Source organism: Variovorax sp. H27-G14 (genome assembly GCF_046156345.1).
GTDB lineage: Bacteria > Pseudomonadota > Gammaproteobacteria > Burkholderiales > Burkholderiaceae_C > Variovorax.
Map to the genome: position 1 here is coordinate 21,655 of NZ_JAYLVN010000015.1, position 14,017 is coordinate 35,671.

General features: G+C 65.1%; 15 protein-coding genes and 3 tRNA genes. 12 read left to right on the top strand and 6 right to left on the bottom strand.

Annotated elements, in window-relative coordinates; all coding sequences use genetic code 11:
* Positions 1–4: 4 nt before the first annotated feature.
* On the bottom strand, positions 5–490 hold the full coding sequence (locus VLK31_RS26585; RefSeq protein ID WP_409171474.1) for a YajQ family cyclic di-GMP-binding protein: 486 nt from the start codon (positions 488–490) through the stop codon (positions 5–7).
* A 44-nt stretch (positions 491–534) separates the two neighbouring features.
* On the opposite strand from VLK31_RS26585, the gene murB reads away from it, so the two are divergent.
* Together murB and VLK31_RS26595 are read left to right on the top strand one after the other, a co-directional pair.
* Positions 535–1,587, top strand: a complete 1,053-nt coding sequence (gene murB / locus VLK31_RS26590; protein ID WP_409171475.1) for a UDP-N-acetylmuramate dehydrogenase — start codon at positions 535–537, stop codon at positions 1,585–1,587.
* A gap of 33 nt (positions 1,588–1,620) precedes the next feature.
* Positions 1,621–2,466 carry a glycine-rich domain-containing protein gene (locus tag VLK31_RS26595; RefSeq protein ID WP_409171476.1) on the top strand — a complete coding sequence of 282 codons (846 nt, stop codon included), beginning with the start codon at positions 1,621–1,623 and terminating at the stop codon, positions 2,464–2,466.
* 86 nt (positions 2,467–2,552) lie between these two features.
* On the opposite strand, the gene argG is transcribed toward VLK31_RS26595, so the two are convergent.
* From argG to VLK31_RS26615, 4 genes are all read right to left on the bottom strand, one after another.
* On the bottom strand, positions 2,553–3,893 hold the full coding sequence (argG, locus tag VLK31_RS26600; protein WP_409171477.1) for an argininosuccinate synthase: 1,341 nt from the start codon (positions 3,891–3,893) through the stop codon (positions 2,553–2,555).
* A gap of 31 nt (positions 3,894–3,924) precedes the next feature.
* Positions 3,925–4,251, bottom strand: a complete 327-nt coding sequence (locus VLK31_RS26605; RefSeq protein WP_409171478.1) for a pyrimidine/purine nucleoside phosphorylase — start codon at positions 4,249–4,251, stop codon at positions 3,925–3,927.
* 114 nt (positions 4,252–4,365) lie between these two features.
* Positions 4,366–4,980 (bottom strand): hypothetical protein, encoded by a 615-nt coding sequence (locus VLK31_RS26610; RefSeq protein ID WP_409171479.1) that lies wholly within the window; start codon positions 4,978–4,980, stop codon positions 4,366–4,368.
* A gap of 58 nt (positions 4,981–5,038) precedes the next feature.
* Positions 5,039–5,392, bottom strand: a complete 354-nt coding sequence (locus tag VLK31_RS26615) for an ArsC family reductase (RefSeq protein ID WP_409171480.1) — start codon at positions 5,390–5,392, stop codon at positions 5,039–5,041.
* Positions 5,393–5,428: 36 nt separating this feature from the next.
* On the opposite strand from VLK31_RS26615, the gene folC reads away from it, so the two are divergent.
* From folC to VLK31_RS26665, 10 genes are all read left to right on the top strand, one after another.
* Positions 5,429–6,736 carry a bifunctional tetrahydrofolate synthase/dihydrofolate synthase gene (gene folC / locus VLK31_RS26620; protein ID WP_409171481.1) on the top strand — a complete coding sequence of 436 codons (1,308 nt, stop codon included), beginning with the start codon at positions 5,429–5,431 and terminating at the stop codon, positions 6,734–6,736.
* Positions 6,737–6,809: 73 nt separating this feature from the next.
* The gene (locus VLK31_RS26625; RefSeq protein ID WP_409171482.1) at positions 6,810–7,703 is read left to right on the top strand and encodes an SPOR domain-containing protein; all 894 of its coding nucleotides are present in this window, start codon (positions 6,810–6,812) and stop codon (positions 7,701–7,703) included.
* Between the two features lie 18 nt (positions 7,704–7,721).
* Positions 7,722–8,207, top strand: a complete 486-nt coding sequence (locus tag VLK31_RS26630) for a CvpA family protein (protein WP_409171483.1) — start codon at positions 7,722–7,724, stop codon at positions 8,205–8,207.
* A gap of 12 nt (positions 8,208–8,219) precedes the next feature.
* Positions 8,220–9,722, top strand: coding sequence for an amidophosphoribosyltransferase (purF, locus tag VLK31_RS26635; RefSeq protein ID WP_409171484.1), 1,503 nt, complete (start codon positions 8,220–8,222; stop codon positions 9,720–9,722).
* Positions 9,723–9,745: 23 nt separating this feature from the next.
* Positions 9,746–10,969: an O-succinylhomoserine sulfhydrylase gene (locus VLK31_RS26640; RefSeq protein WP_409171485.1), complete on the top strand. Its 1,224-nt coding sequence runs from the start codon at positions 9,746–9,748 to the stop codon at positions 10,967–10,969.
* Between the two features lie 3 nt (positions 10,970–10,972).
* A complete protein-coding gene (gene gltX / locus VLK31_RS26645; protein WP_409171486.1) occupies positions 10,973–12,361 on the top strand; it encodes a glutamate--tRNA ligase in 1,389 nt (462 codons plus the stop codon).
* A gap of 34 nt (positions 12,362–12,395) precedes the next feature.
* Positions 12,396–12,471 (top strand) — tRNA-Ala (locus tag VLK31_RS26650).
* Positions 12,472–12,528: 57 nt separating this feature from the next.
* Positions 12,529–12,604: transfer RNA gene (locus VLK31_RS26655), tRNA-Glu, on the top strand.
* A gap of 70 nt (positions 12,605–12,674) precedes the next feature.
* A tRNA-Asp gene (locus VLK31_RS26660) sits at positions 12,675–12,751 on the top strand.
* 440 nt (positions 12,752–13,191) lie between these two features.
* Entirely contained in the window at positions 13,192–13,665 is a 474-nt protein-coding gene (locus VLK31_RS26665) for an HU family DNA-binding protein (protein ID WP_409171487.1), read from the top strand.
* Positions 13,666–13,767: 102 nt separating this feature from the next.
* Here VLK31_RS26665 and VLK31_RS26670 read toward each other — a convergent pair whose 3' ends face one another.
* Positions 13,768–13,977: a hypothetical protein gene (locus tag VLK31_RS26670; protein WP_409171488.1), complete on the bottom strand. Its 210-nt coding sequence runs from the start codon at positions 13,975–13,977 to the stop codon at positions 13,768–13,770.
* Positions 13,978–14,017 lie beyond the last annotated feature (40 nt).

Consider the following 14,017-nt stretch of genomic DNA (forward strand, 5'->3'; position numbering starts at 1 on the left):
GCGTTCAGTCGCGGAAGTTGTTGAAGGACAACGGCATGTCTGGCACGTCCTTCTTGATGAGGGCCATGGCGGCCTGCAGGTCGTCGCGCTTGGCGCCGGTGATGCGCACGGCGTCGCCCTGGATGGCGGCCTGCACCTTGAGCTTGCTGTCCTTCACGATGCGGGTGATCTTCTTGGCCTGCTCGCTCTCGATGCCGCTCTTGACCTTGATGACCTGCTTGACCTTGTCGCCGCCCATCTTCTGAACGTCGCCCTTGTCGAGAAAGCGCACGTCGACGCTGCGCTTGGTGAGCTTGGCACGCAGGATGTCTTCCACCTGCACAAGCTGGAACTCGGCGTCACCGATCATGGTGATTTCCTTGTCCTTGAGGTCGACCGACGCGGCGGTGCCCTTGAAATCGAAGCGCGTTGCGATTTCCTTGGCGGTGTTTTCAACCGCGTTCTTCACTTCGGGCAAGTTGGGTTCGCAGACGGTATCGAACGACGGCATGGCTCTCTCCTGAATTCACGGGTGCTGGATGCGACAATTCTCCCATGATCGTGGAGTCCAACGTCCCGCTGCAGCCCTACAACAGCTTCGGCATCGTCGCGCGTGCGCAGCATCTGACACGCATTGCAGAAGAAGCCGACCTGGTCGCGCTGCGCGCCGATGCGCAATGGCGCGACGCGCCCCGCTTTGTGCTGGGTGGCGGCAGCAACATCGTCATCACCGGCGACGTGAAGCAGCTGGTGCTCAAGGTCGAAATCAAGGGGTTGCGGCTGGTCGAGGAGACCGAGCGCGCCTGGATCGTGGAGGCCGGCGCCGGCGAAATCTGGCACGACGCCGTCGAATGGATGGTGCGCAACGGCTATTCCGGCCTGGAAAACCTGGCGCTCATTCCGGGCACGGTGGGCGGGGCGCCGGTGCAGAACATCGGCGCTTACGGCGTCGAGCTGCAGGACCGGTTCGAGTCGCTGGACGCCTTCGACCTGGAAACCGGCCGCAGCTTCACGCTCGACGCCGCGCAGTGCGCCTTCGGCTACCGCGACTCGGTGTTCAAGCACGTGCGCAGCGGCCCGAACGACTTTGGCCTGGCCGGCCGAGCCGTGATCACCCGGGTGCGTTTTCGCCTGCCCAAGCCGTGGAAGGCCGTGGTCGGCTACCTCGACCTGGAACGCAAGATGGAAGAAACCGGCAACTTCACGCCGGACGCGCAGAACGTGTTCGACTGGGTCTGCGCCATTCGCCGGGCCAAGCTGCCCGACTGGCGCGTGCTGGGCAATGCCGGCAGCTTTTTCAAGAACCCGACCGTCACGCCCGAGCAGTGCGCCGACATCATTGCGCGCGACCCCAAGATCGTTCATTACCCGATGGACGACGGCACCATCAAGCTGGCGGCCGGCTGGCTCATCGACGCTTGCGGCTGGAAGGGCAAGTCGGTGGGCAATGCCGGCGTGTACGAGCGCCAGGCGCTGGTGCTGGTGAACCGTGGCGGGCGCGAAAACCCGGTGACGGGCGGCGAGGTGATGACCCTGGCCAAGGCCATTCAGACCAGCGTGTACGAGCGCTTCGGCATCCGGCTGGAGCCGGAGCCGGTGGTCGTCTGAGCCGCTGGTCTTCTGATTCGCTTGTTCCACCGGATGGACCTCGACTTTCTTCCGCTGAATTTCCGCCGCCGCATCGGCGCCCTGGTGTGGGCACGGCGCGCGGTGCCTGTCATTGCGCTGGTGGCCGTGTTGGTGGGCTCGCACCGCTGGGGCCTGGTGGTGACGGTCATCGTGTTGGCGCTGCTGTTCTCGGCGGTGCTGAAGTTTCTGGCAACCAGCCTGCGGCGCCAGTTCATTCGCGAGGCGCGGCTGCCGCCGTTTCTCATCGGCAAGCTGCGCGAGGCGCATCCGCAACTGAGCCGGCGCGACGCCGAACTGGTGCTGCGCGGGCTGCGTCAGTTCTTCATGGCGCACCTGCGCAGCGACCGCAAATTTGTGGCCATGCCCTCCAAGGTGGTCGACACCGCGTGGCATGAATTCATCCTGCACACGCAGGGCTACCAGAACTGGTGCCATGCGGCCTTCGGCGGCATGCTGCACCACAGTCCGGCCGAGGTGCTGGGGCGCGACCCGAAGCGCAACGACGGCTTGCGCCGCACCTGGTACTGGGCCTGCAAGGAAGAGAGCATCGATCCGCGCAACCCGGCGCGCCTGCCGCTGCTGTTTGCGCTGGACATCAAGTTCGCCGTGGCGGGCGGTTTTCAATACGTGCCCGACTGCCGGGCAGTCGAACGGCACATTGGCTCGGACGCGCAATGCGGCACCAGCTTCGGCGATTCATCGTCCTCTGACAGCGGCAGCGCTGGCGACGCCAACGGCTTTGGTGGCAGCGAATCGAACAGCAGCGGCGGTGATGGCGGCTCCAGCGACGGCGGCGGCTCGTCGGGCGACAGCGGCGGTGGGTGTGGCGGCGGCTGTGGCGGAGGCGGCGGCGACTGACGCCCAGGCAACCCCCAAAAGCAAAACGGGCCCCGAGGGGCCCGTTGTCGTTTCTGCTCCGCAGGGGCCAGCAGGCGTTCAGCCGATCAGCTCGCGTCGCCGTCGTTGGCCAGCTTGGGCAGCGAAGCGCCTTCGCTCGACGACAGCAGGCCGACCCGGGTGTAGATCGCCAGCTTCTCGCGCGTGTCGACGATGTCCAGGTTGCGCATGGTGAGCTGGCCGATGCGGTCCAGCGGCGTGAACGCGCCTTCGACCTTTTCCATGCTCAGGCGCTCGGGCTTGTACGTGAGGTTGGCCGACTCGGTGTTCATGATCGAGTAGTCGTTGCCGCGGCGCAGTTCCACGGTCACTTCGCCGGTGATGGCGCGTGCCACCCAGCGCTGCGCCGTTTCGCGCAGCATGATGGCCTGCGGGTCGAACCAACGGCCCTGGTACAGCAGGCGGCCCAGGCGGCGGCCGTTGTCGCGGTACTGCTCGATGGTGTCTTCGTTGTGGATGCCGGTGACCAGGCGCTCGTAGGCAATGAACAGCAGCGCCAGGCCGGGGGCTTCGTAGATGCCGCGGCTCTTGGCTTCGATGATGCGGTTTTCGATCTGGTCGCTCATGCCCAGGCCGTGGCGCCCGCCGATGCGGTTGGCTTCGAGGATCAGCTCGACCAGGTTCGAATAGCGCACGCCGTTCAGCGCCACCGGAACGCCTTCTTCGAAGCGCACCGACACGGTTTCGCGCTTCACTTCGACTTCGTCCTTCCAGAAGGCCACGCCCATGATGGGCTGCACGATCTGGATGCCGCTGTTCAGGTGCTCGAGGTCTTTGGCCTCGTGCGTGGCGCCAAGCATGTTGGAGTCGGTCGAGTAGGCCTTCTCCGAAGACATCTTGTAGGCGAAGCCGGCCTTCTGCATGAACTCCGACATTTCCTTGCGCCCGCCCAGCTCGTCGATGAAGACCTGGTCGAGCCAGGGCTTGTAGATCTTCAGGTTGGGGTTGGTCAGCAGGCCGTAGCGGTAGAAGCGCTCGATGTCGTTGCCCTTGTAGGTGCTGCCGTCGCCCCAGATGTGGACGTCGTCTTCCTTCATGGCCGACACCAGCATGGTGCCCGTCACCGCACGGCCCAGCGGCGTGGTGTTGAAGTAGGTCACGCCGGCGGTGGTCACGTGGAAGGCGCCGGCCTGCAGGGCGGCGATGCCTTCGTTGGCCAGCTGCACGCGGCAGTCGATCAGGCGGGCGTTCTCGGCGCCGTAGAGCATCGCCTTGCGCGGGATCTCGTCGTAGTCGGGCTCGTCGGGCTGGCCTAGGTTGGCGGTGTAGGCGTACGGAATGGCGCCCTTGTTGCGCATCCAGTGCAGGGCAGCGCTGGTGTCCAGGCCGCCCGAAAAGGCGATGCCGACCTTCTGGCCGGCGGGAACGTTTTGGAGAATGGTCGACATGTCAGGTGTTTCCGGTTCGCGGGTTCGCGGTTCAGCCGAAGTGGCAGATGTAGCTGTACGGCTCGCCGCTCACGCGGATCTGAAAGCTGGAGTTGCCCGGAATGCTGAACTTCTGGCCGGGGCCGGAAGCGAGCCATTCGGTGGTGCCCGCGAGCAGGTATTCACAGCTGCCGCCCGCGCCTTCCATGACTTCGGGGGCGCCGGTGTTGAAAGTGAGGGTGGACGGCAGGATCACGCCGACCGATTTCTTGGTGCCGTCCGCCAGCGTGAGGTTGTGGCTCACGCACTTGCCGTCGAAGTACACGTTGGCCTTGGTGGCCACTGCGGCGCTGTTGATTGTGTCGGTAGTCGTCGTCATTGGGTGGCGCCGGCGCCATGGCGGTCGGCAAATCGAGGACGCACCGCACCGGCGGCGCACCCGTCAAGGGTTGGAAAAGTCCTCGATTTTAGGGGCTCGACAGGCCCCGCCCGCTCAGCGGTGCCAGCCGCCGCGGAATCCACCGTAGCCGCGGTAACCGCCACCGCGGTAGTAGCCGCCGCCGCCCCAACCGCGCGAGTAGCCCAGGTTCAGCGAAATGCCGACCGGCGCGTAGGCGTACGGGTAGCCATAGCCATAGCCGTACCCCGGATCGACGTACACCGGGGCGGGCGCATAGACCGGCGCTGGCTGCGCATACACAGGGGCGGGGCCGCCCGCGCCGACCACCATGCCGGGCTCTGGCACCACGTTGTCCCACGGCGAGCCGCCGGACTGCTGCGCGTACCCGCCGCCGTTGGCCTCGACCGGGTAGGTCTGTACCTGCGATTGCGGCGACACCGCGGAGGTCGTCACGCCGTAGCCGCTGGCCTGAATGGGGATGGTGGCACCGGGCCGGCTGTTCATGCGGGTGGTGTAGCGCTGCCCGTTGTATTCGTAGGTAACGTTGTAGCTGACGTCGCTACCGGTCGTTTCGCGGACCGGGGTGGCCGAGACGACCCGGGCCTGGACCACCTGGCCTTGTTGCTGGGCGTGCACGAGGCCGGTGCCTGCTGCCAGGGCGCCGGCCACGGAAAGGCCGGCGAGGGTGCGAAAAGCGAGTTTGTTCATGGTGTATCTCTCCTGCAGAGGGGGGTTGGACGCCCGTGTGGGAGGCGGGTTCCAGCGTTTACACGCCGTTGACAGCCCAGGCTTGCGCGTCGAAGCCGGTGGTTACAGCTTTCTTCGGACCCCAGTCGACCACCGGCCGCTTGATCAGGCTGGGGTTGGCCAGCAGCACCGGGCGGGCGGAGGCGGCGTCGACCACGCCCGCGCGGGTGGCTTCGTCCAGCTTGCGCCAGGTGGTGCCCTTGCGGTTGACCAGCGCCTCCCAGCCGGGCTTTGTCAGCCACTGGTCGAGCTCGGCCTCGGGCACGCCCTGCTTCTTGAAATCGTGGAAGGTGTAGGCGACGCCATGGTCGTCGAGCCAGGTGCGGGCGCGCTTGACGGTGTCGCAGTTCGGGATGCCGTAGAGGGTTGTCATGGCCACGATGATGCCCCGGCCGGCGGGTCGGCGACAATGCCGGCCTCCATGGAAACCCTTAACGACTGGCTCGCGCGCGCCGAGCAACTCCATCCCAAGAACATCGAGCTCGGGCTGGAGCGCGCCAAAGAGATGGCGCAGCGCCTCGGCCTGCGCTTCGACTGCCCCGTGATCACGGTGGCGGGCACCAACGGCAAAGGCTCGACCTGCGCGATGCTCGAGTCGATCCTGACGCACGCGGGCTACCGCACGGCGGTGTTCACGTCGCCCCATCTGGTGCGCTTCGAGGAGCGGCTGCGGCTCAAGGGCGAAGCGGTAGATGCTTCCAAACTGATAGCAAGTTTCGAAGTGGTGGAGCAGGCGCGCGGCGAACTGAACCTCACCTACTTCGAATTCACGACGCTCGGCATCCTGCACTGCATGATCGAGGAAAAGCCCGATGTGGCGATCCTCGAAGTGGGCCTGGGCGGGCGGCTCGACGCGGTGAACATCATCGACGCCGACTGCGCGGTCATCACCAGCATCGACCTGGACCACATGGACTACCTCGGCCCCGACCGCGAGCGCATCGGCTTCGAGAAGGCCGGCATCCTGCGCCCCGGCAAGCCCGCCATCGTGAGCGACCCGGTGCCGCCGCAGAGCGTGATCGACCATGCCACCGCCATCGGCGCCGACCTGTGGCGCTTCGGGCAAGACTTCAATGTTTCCGGCGACAAGCAGCAGTGGGGCTGGTCGGGCCGGGGCCGGCGCTACAGCGGGCTGGCGTACCCGGCGCTGCGCGGCGCCAACCAGCTCATCAACGCCGCGGGCGTGCTTGCCGCGCTAGAGGCGGTGCGCCCGCTGCTGCCGATCACGGCGCAGGCCGTGCGCAACGGGCTGGCCATGGTCGAGCTGCCGGGGCGCTTTCAGATCGTGCCGGGCGAGCCTGCGCTGGTGCTCGACGTGGCGCACAACGCGCATGCAGTGGCCGCGCTGGCGGAGAACCTTGACGCGATGGGCTTCTTTCCCACCACGCACGGCGTGTTCGGCGTGATGGCGGACAAAGACCTTGCGCCGATTCTGGCGCGCATCGGGCCGATGATCGACCGCTGGTACTTCACCGATCTGCCCACGCCGCGCGCGGCCAAGGGGGCCGATTTGCTGGCCGCGTGGCAGGCCCAGAACACGCGCGCCGACGCCTCGGGCAGCGTGCATGCAGGCCCGATGGACGCGTTGCGCGCAGCCATCGAGCACGCGGACCCCGCTGATAGAATCGTCGTCTTCGGATCGTTCTTCACCGTGGGTGGCGTGCTCGAAAACGGCACCCCCCGGCTGCAAGCCAAACACCTGCTGCCAGGCGGCTGATCGTCGGGCTGTCCCCACACCCATCCGGCCCCTCGGGCACCACCTCGCTGCACTCCTTCAGGGATCGAACTTCATGGCGTTTTTCAAGTTCCGCACGCGCGGCCCACAAGGCAACGAAGGACGCAGCGCACCGGCTGCAGTGCCCGCGGAAAGTGTCGAAACCATGCGTCGCCGTGCGCGCCACCGGCTGCTTGGCGCCGCGGTGCTGGTGCTGCTGGGCGTGATCGGTTTTCCGCTGCTGTTCGACACGCAGCCGCGCCCCGTGTCGGTCGACATTCCCATCGAGATTCCCGACCGCAACAAGGTCAAGCCACTGCCCGTGCCCGCCACGCCTGCACCCACGTCCAGCACATCGAGTACGGCGCCCGCCGCGCCCGACAACGCCTCGCGCGTGGCCTCGGCCGGCGGCATGATTACCGAGACCGCCGATGGCACCGTGATCGATTCCGGCAAGCCGGCCACCACCATGCCGCCCCCGGCCGCGCCGGTGGAACGCAAGCCCGAACCCAAGCCGGAAGCAAAGCCAGAGCCAAAACCCGAGCCGAAACCCGAGCCGAAACCCGAGCACAAGCCGGAACCCAAGCCAGAGCCCAAGCCGAAGCCCGAACCCAAGCCTGAACCAAAGCCGAAGCCTGAACCCAAGCCGGCCGCCGCTGCCGACGATGGCGCGCGCGCCCGTGCGCTGCTCGAAGGCAAGACCGCCTCCGCCACCGCGCCCAAGCCCGCTGACGAAGCCGCTGGCCGCTTCGTGGTGCAGGTCGGCGCGTTCGGCGATGCGGACAAGGCGCGCGAAGTGCGCCAGAAGCTCGAGCGGGCCGGCCTGAAGACCTATGTGAGCGTGGCCAAGACGGCCGACGGTGAGCGCACGCGTGTGCGTGTCGGCCCGTTCAGCTCGCGTGCCGAAGCCGACCGCGCCGCGGAGAAGGTCAAAGGCTTGTCTTTGGCGGCAGCGATCCTCACGTTGTAAGCGTCACCGCCTCACGCCGTGGCCATGCTCGACTGGATTGCCGTCGCGCTCATCGGGGTGTCGATGCTCTTCGGCCTGATGCGTGGCCTGGTGTTCGAAGTGATTTCGCTGATTGGCTGGGTGGCCGCCTTCATCGCCGCTCAGTGGCTGGCGGCCGGTGTGGCCGCATGGCTGCCGTTCGGCGATCCGCAGGCGGCATGGCGTTACCCCCTGGCCTTTGTGCTGGTGTTCGTGGCGGTGGCGTTCGGCGTGGGCCTGGTGGCCTCGCTGACGCGCAAGTTGATCACGGTCGTGGGTCTGCGGCCCGTGGACCGAATTTTGGGAGCGGCGTTTGGCGCGGCGCGGGGTGCAGTAGCCCTGCTCGTGCTGGCCGTCGTTGTTCATTTGCTGGTGTTGAGCGACAGTGCCTGGTGGCATGAATCGCGCAGCGCCATTGTTCTCGATGCGGCATTGCAGGGCCTGAAACCCGCGCTGCCCGAAAAGTTGGCAAGCTACCTGCCCTGAGAGGAATCGTTCATGTGTGGAATCGTCGGCGTTGTCAGCAACGCACCCGTCAACCAACTGCTTTATGACGCACTGCTGCTTTTGCAGCATCGCGGCCAGGATGCGGCTGGCATCGTCACCTTGCTCGAGCGCAAGTTCTTCATGCACAAGGCCAAGGGCATGGTGCGCGACGTGTTCCGCACGCGCAACATGCGCGCGCTGCCCGGCAACGTGGGCCTGGGCCAGGTGCGCTACCCGACCGCCGGCAATGCGTACAGCGAAGAAGAGGCGCAGCCCTTCTACGTGAACGCGCCCTTCGGCATCGTGCTGGTGCACAACGGCAACCTCACCAACGCGCATGCGTTGCGCGACGAGCTGTCGTCCACCGACCACCGCCACACCAACACCGAGAGCGACTCCGAAGTGCTGCTCAACGTGCTGGCGCACGAACTGGAGCGCTCGTCGCGCGGCGTGCCGCTGCACCCGGCCGAGGTCTTCGCGTCGGTCAAGAACATGCACAAGCGCCTGCGCGGCTCTTATGCCGTGGTGTCGCTCATTGCGGGCCACGGCCTGCTGGCCTTTCGCGATCCGTACGGCATTCGCCCGCTGTGCATGGGCCGCAACCCGGCCGACGGCACCGTGATGATCGCCAGCGAGTCGGTGGCGCTCGAAGGCTCGGGCCATGTGTTCGAGCGCAACATCGACCCTGGTGAAGCCGTGTTCGTCGACCTGCAGGGCAAAGTGCATTCGATGCAGTGCGCCGAATCGCCCAGCCTGAACCCCTGCATCTTCGAGTTCGTGTACCTCGCGCGGCCGGACTCGGTGCTCGACGGCATCTCGGTCTACCAAGCGCGCCTGAACCTCGGCGAAACGCTGGCCAAGCGCGTGGTTTCGACCGTGCCGCCGAACCAGATCGACGTGATCATCCCCATCCCCGAGTCGAGCCGCCCGAGCGCCACGCAACTCGCGCACCTGCTGGGTGTGCCGTACCGCGAAGGCTTCGTGAAGAACCGCTACGTCGGGCGCACCTTCATCATGCCGGGGCAGGGCGTGCGCAAGAAGTCTGTGCGCCAGAAACTCAACGCCATTGCCAGCGAGTTCAAGGGCCGCAACGTGCTGCTGGTCGACGACTCGATCGTGCGCGGCACCACCAGCCAGGAAATCGTGCAGATGGCGCGCGACGCCGGTGCCCGCAAGGTGTACCTGGCCAGCGCCGCGCCGCCGGTGCGCTACCCCAACGTCTACGGCATCGACATGCCGACCAAGGGCGAACTGGTGGCGCACGACCGCACCGTGGAAGAAATTCGCCAGCTCATCGGTTGCGACGCGCTGATTTATCAGGACGTCGACGCCATGAAGCGCGCCATCGGCTCGCTCAACCCCAAGCTCAGCGGTTTCGATGCTTCATGCTTCGACGGCGTGTACGTGACGGGCGACATCGATTCCGAAGCCATCTCGCGCATGAACGGCAACCGCCCCCGCATCGAAGAGACCGAAGAAGATTCTTCGCGCCTCGCGCTGCCCAACCCGATTTGAATACGCACGACGAGGCAACGCCTGTGAGCGACGAACGCACCCTGCCACCCGGTCTGCACCCTGAAACACTCGCGCTGCGCACCGGCCTTGCGCCGAGCCAGTACGGCGAGCACTCCGACGCGCTGTTCCTGACCAGCGGCTTCGTGCAGCCCGACGCCGAAACCTCGATGCGCCGCTTTGCGGGCACCGAGCCCGGCTTCACTTATGCGCGCACGTCGAACCCGACCGTGACGAGCTTCGAGCAACGCATTGCCGCGCTCGAAGGCACCGAGGCGGCCATTGCCGCGTCGACCGGCATGGGCGCCATCCTCATGATGTGCATGGGCCTGCTGAAGGCGGGTGACCACGTGATCTGCTCGCGCTCGGTGTTCGGCTCCACGCTGAACCTGTTCGGCAAGGAGTTCGCCAAGTTCGGTGTGGAGACCACCTTCGTGTCGCAGACCGACGTGGCCGAATGGCGCGCCGCCGTCAAGCCGACCACCAGGCTGCTGTTCGCGGAGACGCCGACCAACCCGCTCACGGAGGTCTGCGACATCCGCGCGCTGGCCGACGTGGCGCACGCCGCGGGCGCGCTGCTGGCGGTCGACAACTGCTTCTGCACGCCGATCCTTCAGCGTCCGGCGGCACTGGGCGCCGACCTTGTCATTCATTCGGGCACCAAGCATCTGGACGGCCAGGGCCGCGTGATGGCGGGCGCCATCTGCGGGCCTTCGAAGCTCATCGTCGACGTGTTCGGCCCCGTGGTGCGCACCGCCGGCATGGCGCTGGCGCCGTTCAATGCGTGGGTCGTGCTGAAGGGCATCGAAACCCTTGGCGTGCGCATGAAGGCGCACTGCGCCAATGCGCTCGAAGTGGCGCAGTGGCTCGAAAAGCAGCCCGGCATCGCGCGCGTGCACTACCCCGGCCTGGCGTCGCACCCGCAGCACGAGCTTGCGATGCAGCAGCAGTCGGGGCAGGGCGGGGCGGTGGTGTCGTTCGACGTGGTCGGCGACACACCTGAAACCGCGCGCGCCAACGCGTTCCATGTGATCAACAGCACGCGCGTGGTGAGCGTGGCCACCAACCTGGGCGACGTGAAGACCATCATCACGCACCCCGGCACCACCTCGCACGGACGGCTGAGCGAAGCACAGCGCCAGGCGGCCGGCATCGGCCAGGGGCTGATTCGCCTCGCGGTCGGGCTGGAGCACGTCGAAGACATCAAGGCCGACATCGCACGTGGCCTGGGCACCCTGAAATCTATATAAAAAATGACCGGCAAAGTACGCACCCGCATCGCACCGTCCCCCACGGGTTTTCTTCATTTGGGCACGGCCCGCACCGCGCTGTATTCGTGGGCTTATGCGCGCCACTACGGCGGTGAGTTCGTTCTGCGGATCGAAGACACCGACGTGGCCCGTTCCACGCAAGACTCGACGGACCAGATCCTGGCCTCGATGCACTGGCTCGGCCTCGACTACAACGAAGGTCCGATCTACCAGATGCAGCGCCTGGAGCGCTACCGCGAAGTGATTGCGCAGATGCTGGCGGCAGGCACGGCCTACCACTGCTATTGCACGCCCGCAGAGCTCGACGAAATGCGCGAAGCGCAACGCGCGCGCGGCGAAAAAACCCTGTACGACCGCCGCTGGCGTCCCGAGGCGGGGAAGGTGCTGCCGCCCGTGCCAGAAGGCGTGCCGCCGGTGGTGCGCTTCTGCAATCCGCCCGAAGGTGACGTGACGTGGAACGACCTCGTCAAGGGCGACATCACCATCAACAACCGCGAGATCGACGACCTGATCATCCTGCGGCCCGACGGCGTGCCCACGTACAACTTTGCGGTGGTGGTCGACGACTGGGACATGAACATCACGCACGTGTTCCGCGGCGACGAGCACATCAACAACACGCCCTGGCAGATCAACATCTTTCGCGCACTCGGTGCACCGCTCCCGCAGTTCGGCCATGTGCCGGTCATCCTGGGTGACGACGGGCAAAAGCTCTCCAAGCGCCGCGGCGCGGTGAGCGTCACTGCCTACGAAGAGAACGGCTACCTCCCCGAGGCCATGCTGAACTACCTCGCGCGCCTGGGCTGGAGCCACGGCGACGATGAACTCTTCACGCGTGAGCAGATGGTGAGCTGGTTCGACGGTACGCATCTTTCAAAGAGTCCCGCGCAGTGGGACGCTGCAAAGCTTGCCTGGGTGAATGCGCAGTACATCAAGGCCAGGAGTGGGGAAGAGCTTGCACCGCTGGTGGCCGCGCAGTTGCAAAAGCGCGGCATCGTTGCCGATGAGCGCCTGCCGGCAATCTGCGCGCTCTTCAAGGACCGTTGCGACACCACGGTGGCTCTGGCCCACTGGGCAGAGGCGTTCTATGCAGACATCACGGTGAGCGAAGCAGACCGCGCACAGCACATCACCGAGGCCGTTAAACCTGCAATCGCAACATTGGCCGAAAAATTAATGTCGGCTGCCTGGGATAAGGCCTCGATTGCAGCTATGATCAAGGAAGTGCTCGCAGCGCACAGCATGAAAATGCCAGTGTTAGCGATGCCAGTACGTGTGCTTGTGATGGGAACGTCGCAGACACCGTCCCTCGATTCAGTCCTCGAGATCTTTTCGAAAGAAAAAGTTATCGAAAGATTGAAAAAGGCCTGATAAGCGGGCTATAATTCGAGGCTCGACACCCACAGGGGGTATAGCTCAGCTGGGAGAGCGCTTGCATGGCATGCAAGAGGTCATCGGTTCGATCCCGTTTACCTCCACCATTAAGTGTCGAGAAAAGAGAAAACAAGTGCTGATCGCAGCACGGTTCCTAAGGTTTTGACCCTATCGTCTAGAGGCCTAGGACACCACCCTTTCACGGTGGCTACCGGGGTTCGAATCCCCGTAGGGTCGCCAGTTTCATGCAAGTGAAGCCGGCACGAGTTGTCAACACTCGGCTCCGCAAGGAGTGAACGTTGATCTACCAGGAGTGGTAGTTCAGTTGGTTAGAATACCGGCCTGTCACGCCGGGGGTCGCGGGTTCGAGTCCCGTCCACTCCGCCAGTCATGACAAGGGTTAGCAGATTCGTCTGCTAGCCCTTTTGTCTTTCTGGCATCTGCTGTCGGTGCTTGCAAAGATCTGCCGCACCTCTTTTTCTCAGCCTTTCCTTTGCCCGCCAGCTCGGCAAATCGCGCATTAGCAGTGGCTTGCGTTGCATGCTGTCCGGATGAAGCCTCGACTCGCGTACCAACTTTGATGTTTCTCTTAAGTCAGCTTTTTGCCGAGCAGAGTTGTGCCGAAAAAGAGCAGGGCATGCACGGCAAAATTCGCCGCTGTGGAGAGGCAAAAACCACCTCCTCACGTGTTGCGCACCCCCCGCAAGACACACGATCGCAGCCCCTTCGCAACCACTTTAAGTGGCCGCGTTACATAGGCCTTCTCACAGTCGAATAAACTCCGCCCCGCTTGCAGCTTGTATTCGTGCTGCGCCGCCATAGGCAACATGGCGAAATTAAACCTATTAGGAACTCAGTTGAACCGCATCGAACTCGTCGAAAAAATCGCAACCACCCACAACGTGAGCAAGGCAGAAGCCGCGCGCATCCTGGAAACCATCACCGGCGCCATCGTTGCCGCGGTGAAGAAGGACGACGCTGTGCAGATCGTCGGCTTCGGCACTTTCAAGCAAGTCGCTCGTGCCGCTCGCTCGGGCTTCAACCCCAGCGCTGGTACCAAGATCAAGATCGCCGCACAGAAGGTGCCGAAGTTCGTGCCGGGCGCTGCCTTCAAGGCTGCCGTGGACCCGAAGGCTGCCAAGCGCAAGGCCGACAAGGCTGTCGCCGCCAAGCCGGCTGCCAAGGCTTCCGCAAAGCCGGCAGTCAAGGCCGCTGCAAAGCCCGCAGCCAAGCCGGCAGCCAAGAAGGCCGTGCCTGCCAAGAAGGCTGCACCCGCCAAGAAGGCCGCTGCCAAGAAGTAAGTGATGCGCTGCGGCCCTGGTGGCCGCGCATGCACCCATAAAAAAACGGCCCGAAAGGGCCGTTTTTTTATGGGCGACGCGTGCACGCGCGCAGGGTGCGTGTCAATCGGGCTGGATGACGCCCTCGCCAAGGTAGCGCTGGTATTCGGACAGGGGAATGGCCGTCGTCTGTGTGTTGCCGGCATCGCCCCAGCTCAGCACGGCGCTGTCGGGTGCGAGCAGCACCTCGATCGGGCCCTGGGGAATCAGGATCAGGGGGCCGTCACCGGCTCGGTATTCGACGTCTCCGGTGACTTTCGCATTGGCTGGCATGGATGTGCTCCTCGGTTTCGGGTTGCGGGGGGTACAGGAC

What these genes read in the sequence shown, in the direction of transcription:
- VLK31_RS26665 (WP_409171487.1), top strand. Translation starts at nt 13,192, where the DNA reads ATGGCGAAATTAAACCTATTAGGAACTCAGTTGAACCGCATCGAACTC.
- VLK31_RS26585 (WP_409171474.1), bottom strand. Translation starts at nt 490, where the DNA reads ATGCCGTCGTTCGATACCGTCTGCGAACCCAACTTGCCCGAAGTGAAG.
- gltX (WP_409171486.1), top strand. Translation starts at nt 10,973, where the DNA reads ATGACCGGCAAAGTACGCACCCGCATCGCACCGTCCCCCACGGGTTTT.
- argG (WP_409171477.1), bottom strand. Translation starts at nt 3,893, where the DNA reads ATGTCGACCATTCTCCAAAACGTTCCCGCCGGCCAGAAGGTCGGCATC.
- VLK31_RS26670 (WP_409171488.1), bottom strand. Translation starts at nt 13,977, where the DNA reads ATGCCAGCCAATGCGAAAGTCACCGGAGACGTCGAATACCGAGCCGGT.
- VLK31_RS26625 (WP_409171482.1), top strand. Translation starts at nt 6,810, where the DNA reads ATGGCGTTTTTCAAGTTCCGCACGCGCGGCCCACAAGGCAACGAAGGA.
- murB (WP_409171475.1), top strand. Translation starts at nt 535, where the DNA reads ATGATCGTGGAGTCCAACGTCCCGCTGCAGCCCTACAACAGCTTCGGC.
- VLK31_RS26615 (WP_409171480.1), bottom strand. Translation starts at nt 5,392, where the DNA reads ATGACAACCCTCTACGGCATCCCGAACTGCGACACCGTCAAGCGCGCC.
- VLK31_RS26605 (WP_409171478.1), bottom strand. Translation starts at nt 4,251, where the DNA reads ATGACGACGACTACCGACACAATCAACAGCGCCGCAGTGGCCACCAAG.
- purF (WP_409171484.1), top strand. Translation starts at nt 8,220, where the DNA reads ATGTGTGGAATCGTCGGCGTTGTCAGCAACGCACCCGTCAACCAACTG.
- VLK31_RS26595 (WP_409171476.1), top strand. Translation starts at nt 1,621, where the DNA reads ATGGACCTCGACTTTCTTCCGCTGAATTTCCGCCGCCGCATCGGCGCC.
- folC (WP_409171481.1), top strand. Translation starts at nt 5,429, where the DNA reads ATGCCGGCCTCCATGGAAACCCTTAACGACTGGCTCGCGCGCGCCGAG.
- VLK31_RS26610 (WP_409171479.1), bottom strand. Translation starts at nt 4,980, where the DNA reads ATGAACAAACTCGCTTTTCGCACCCTCGCCGGCCTTTCCGTGGCCGGC.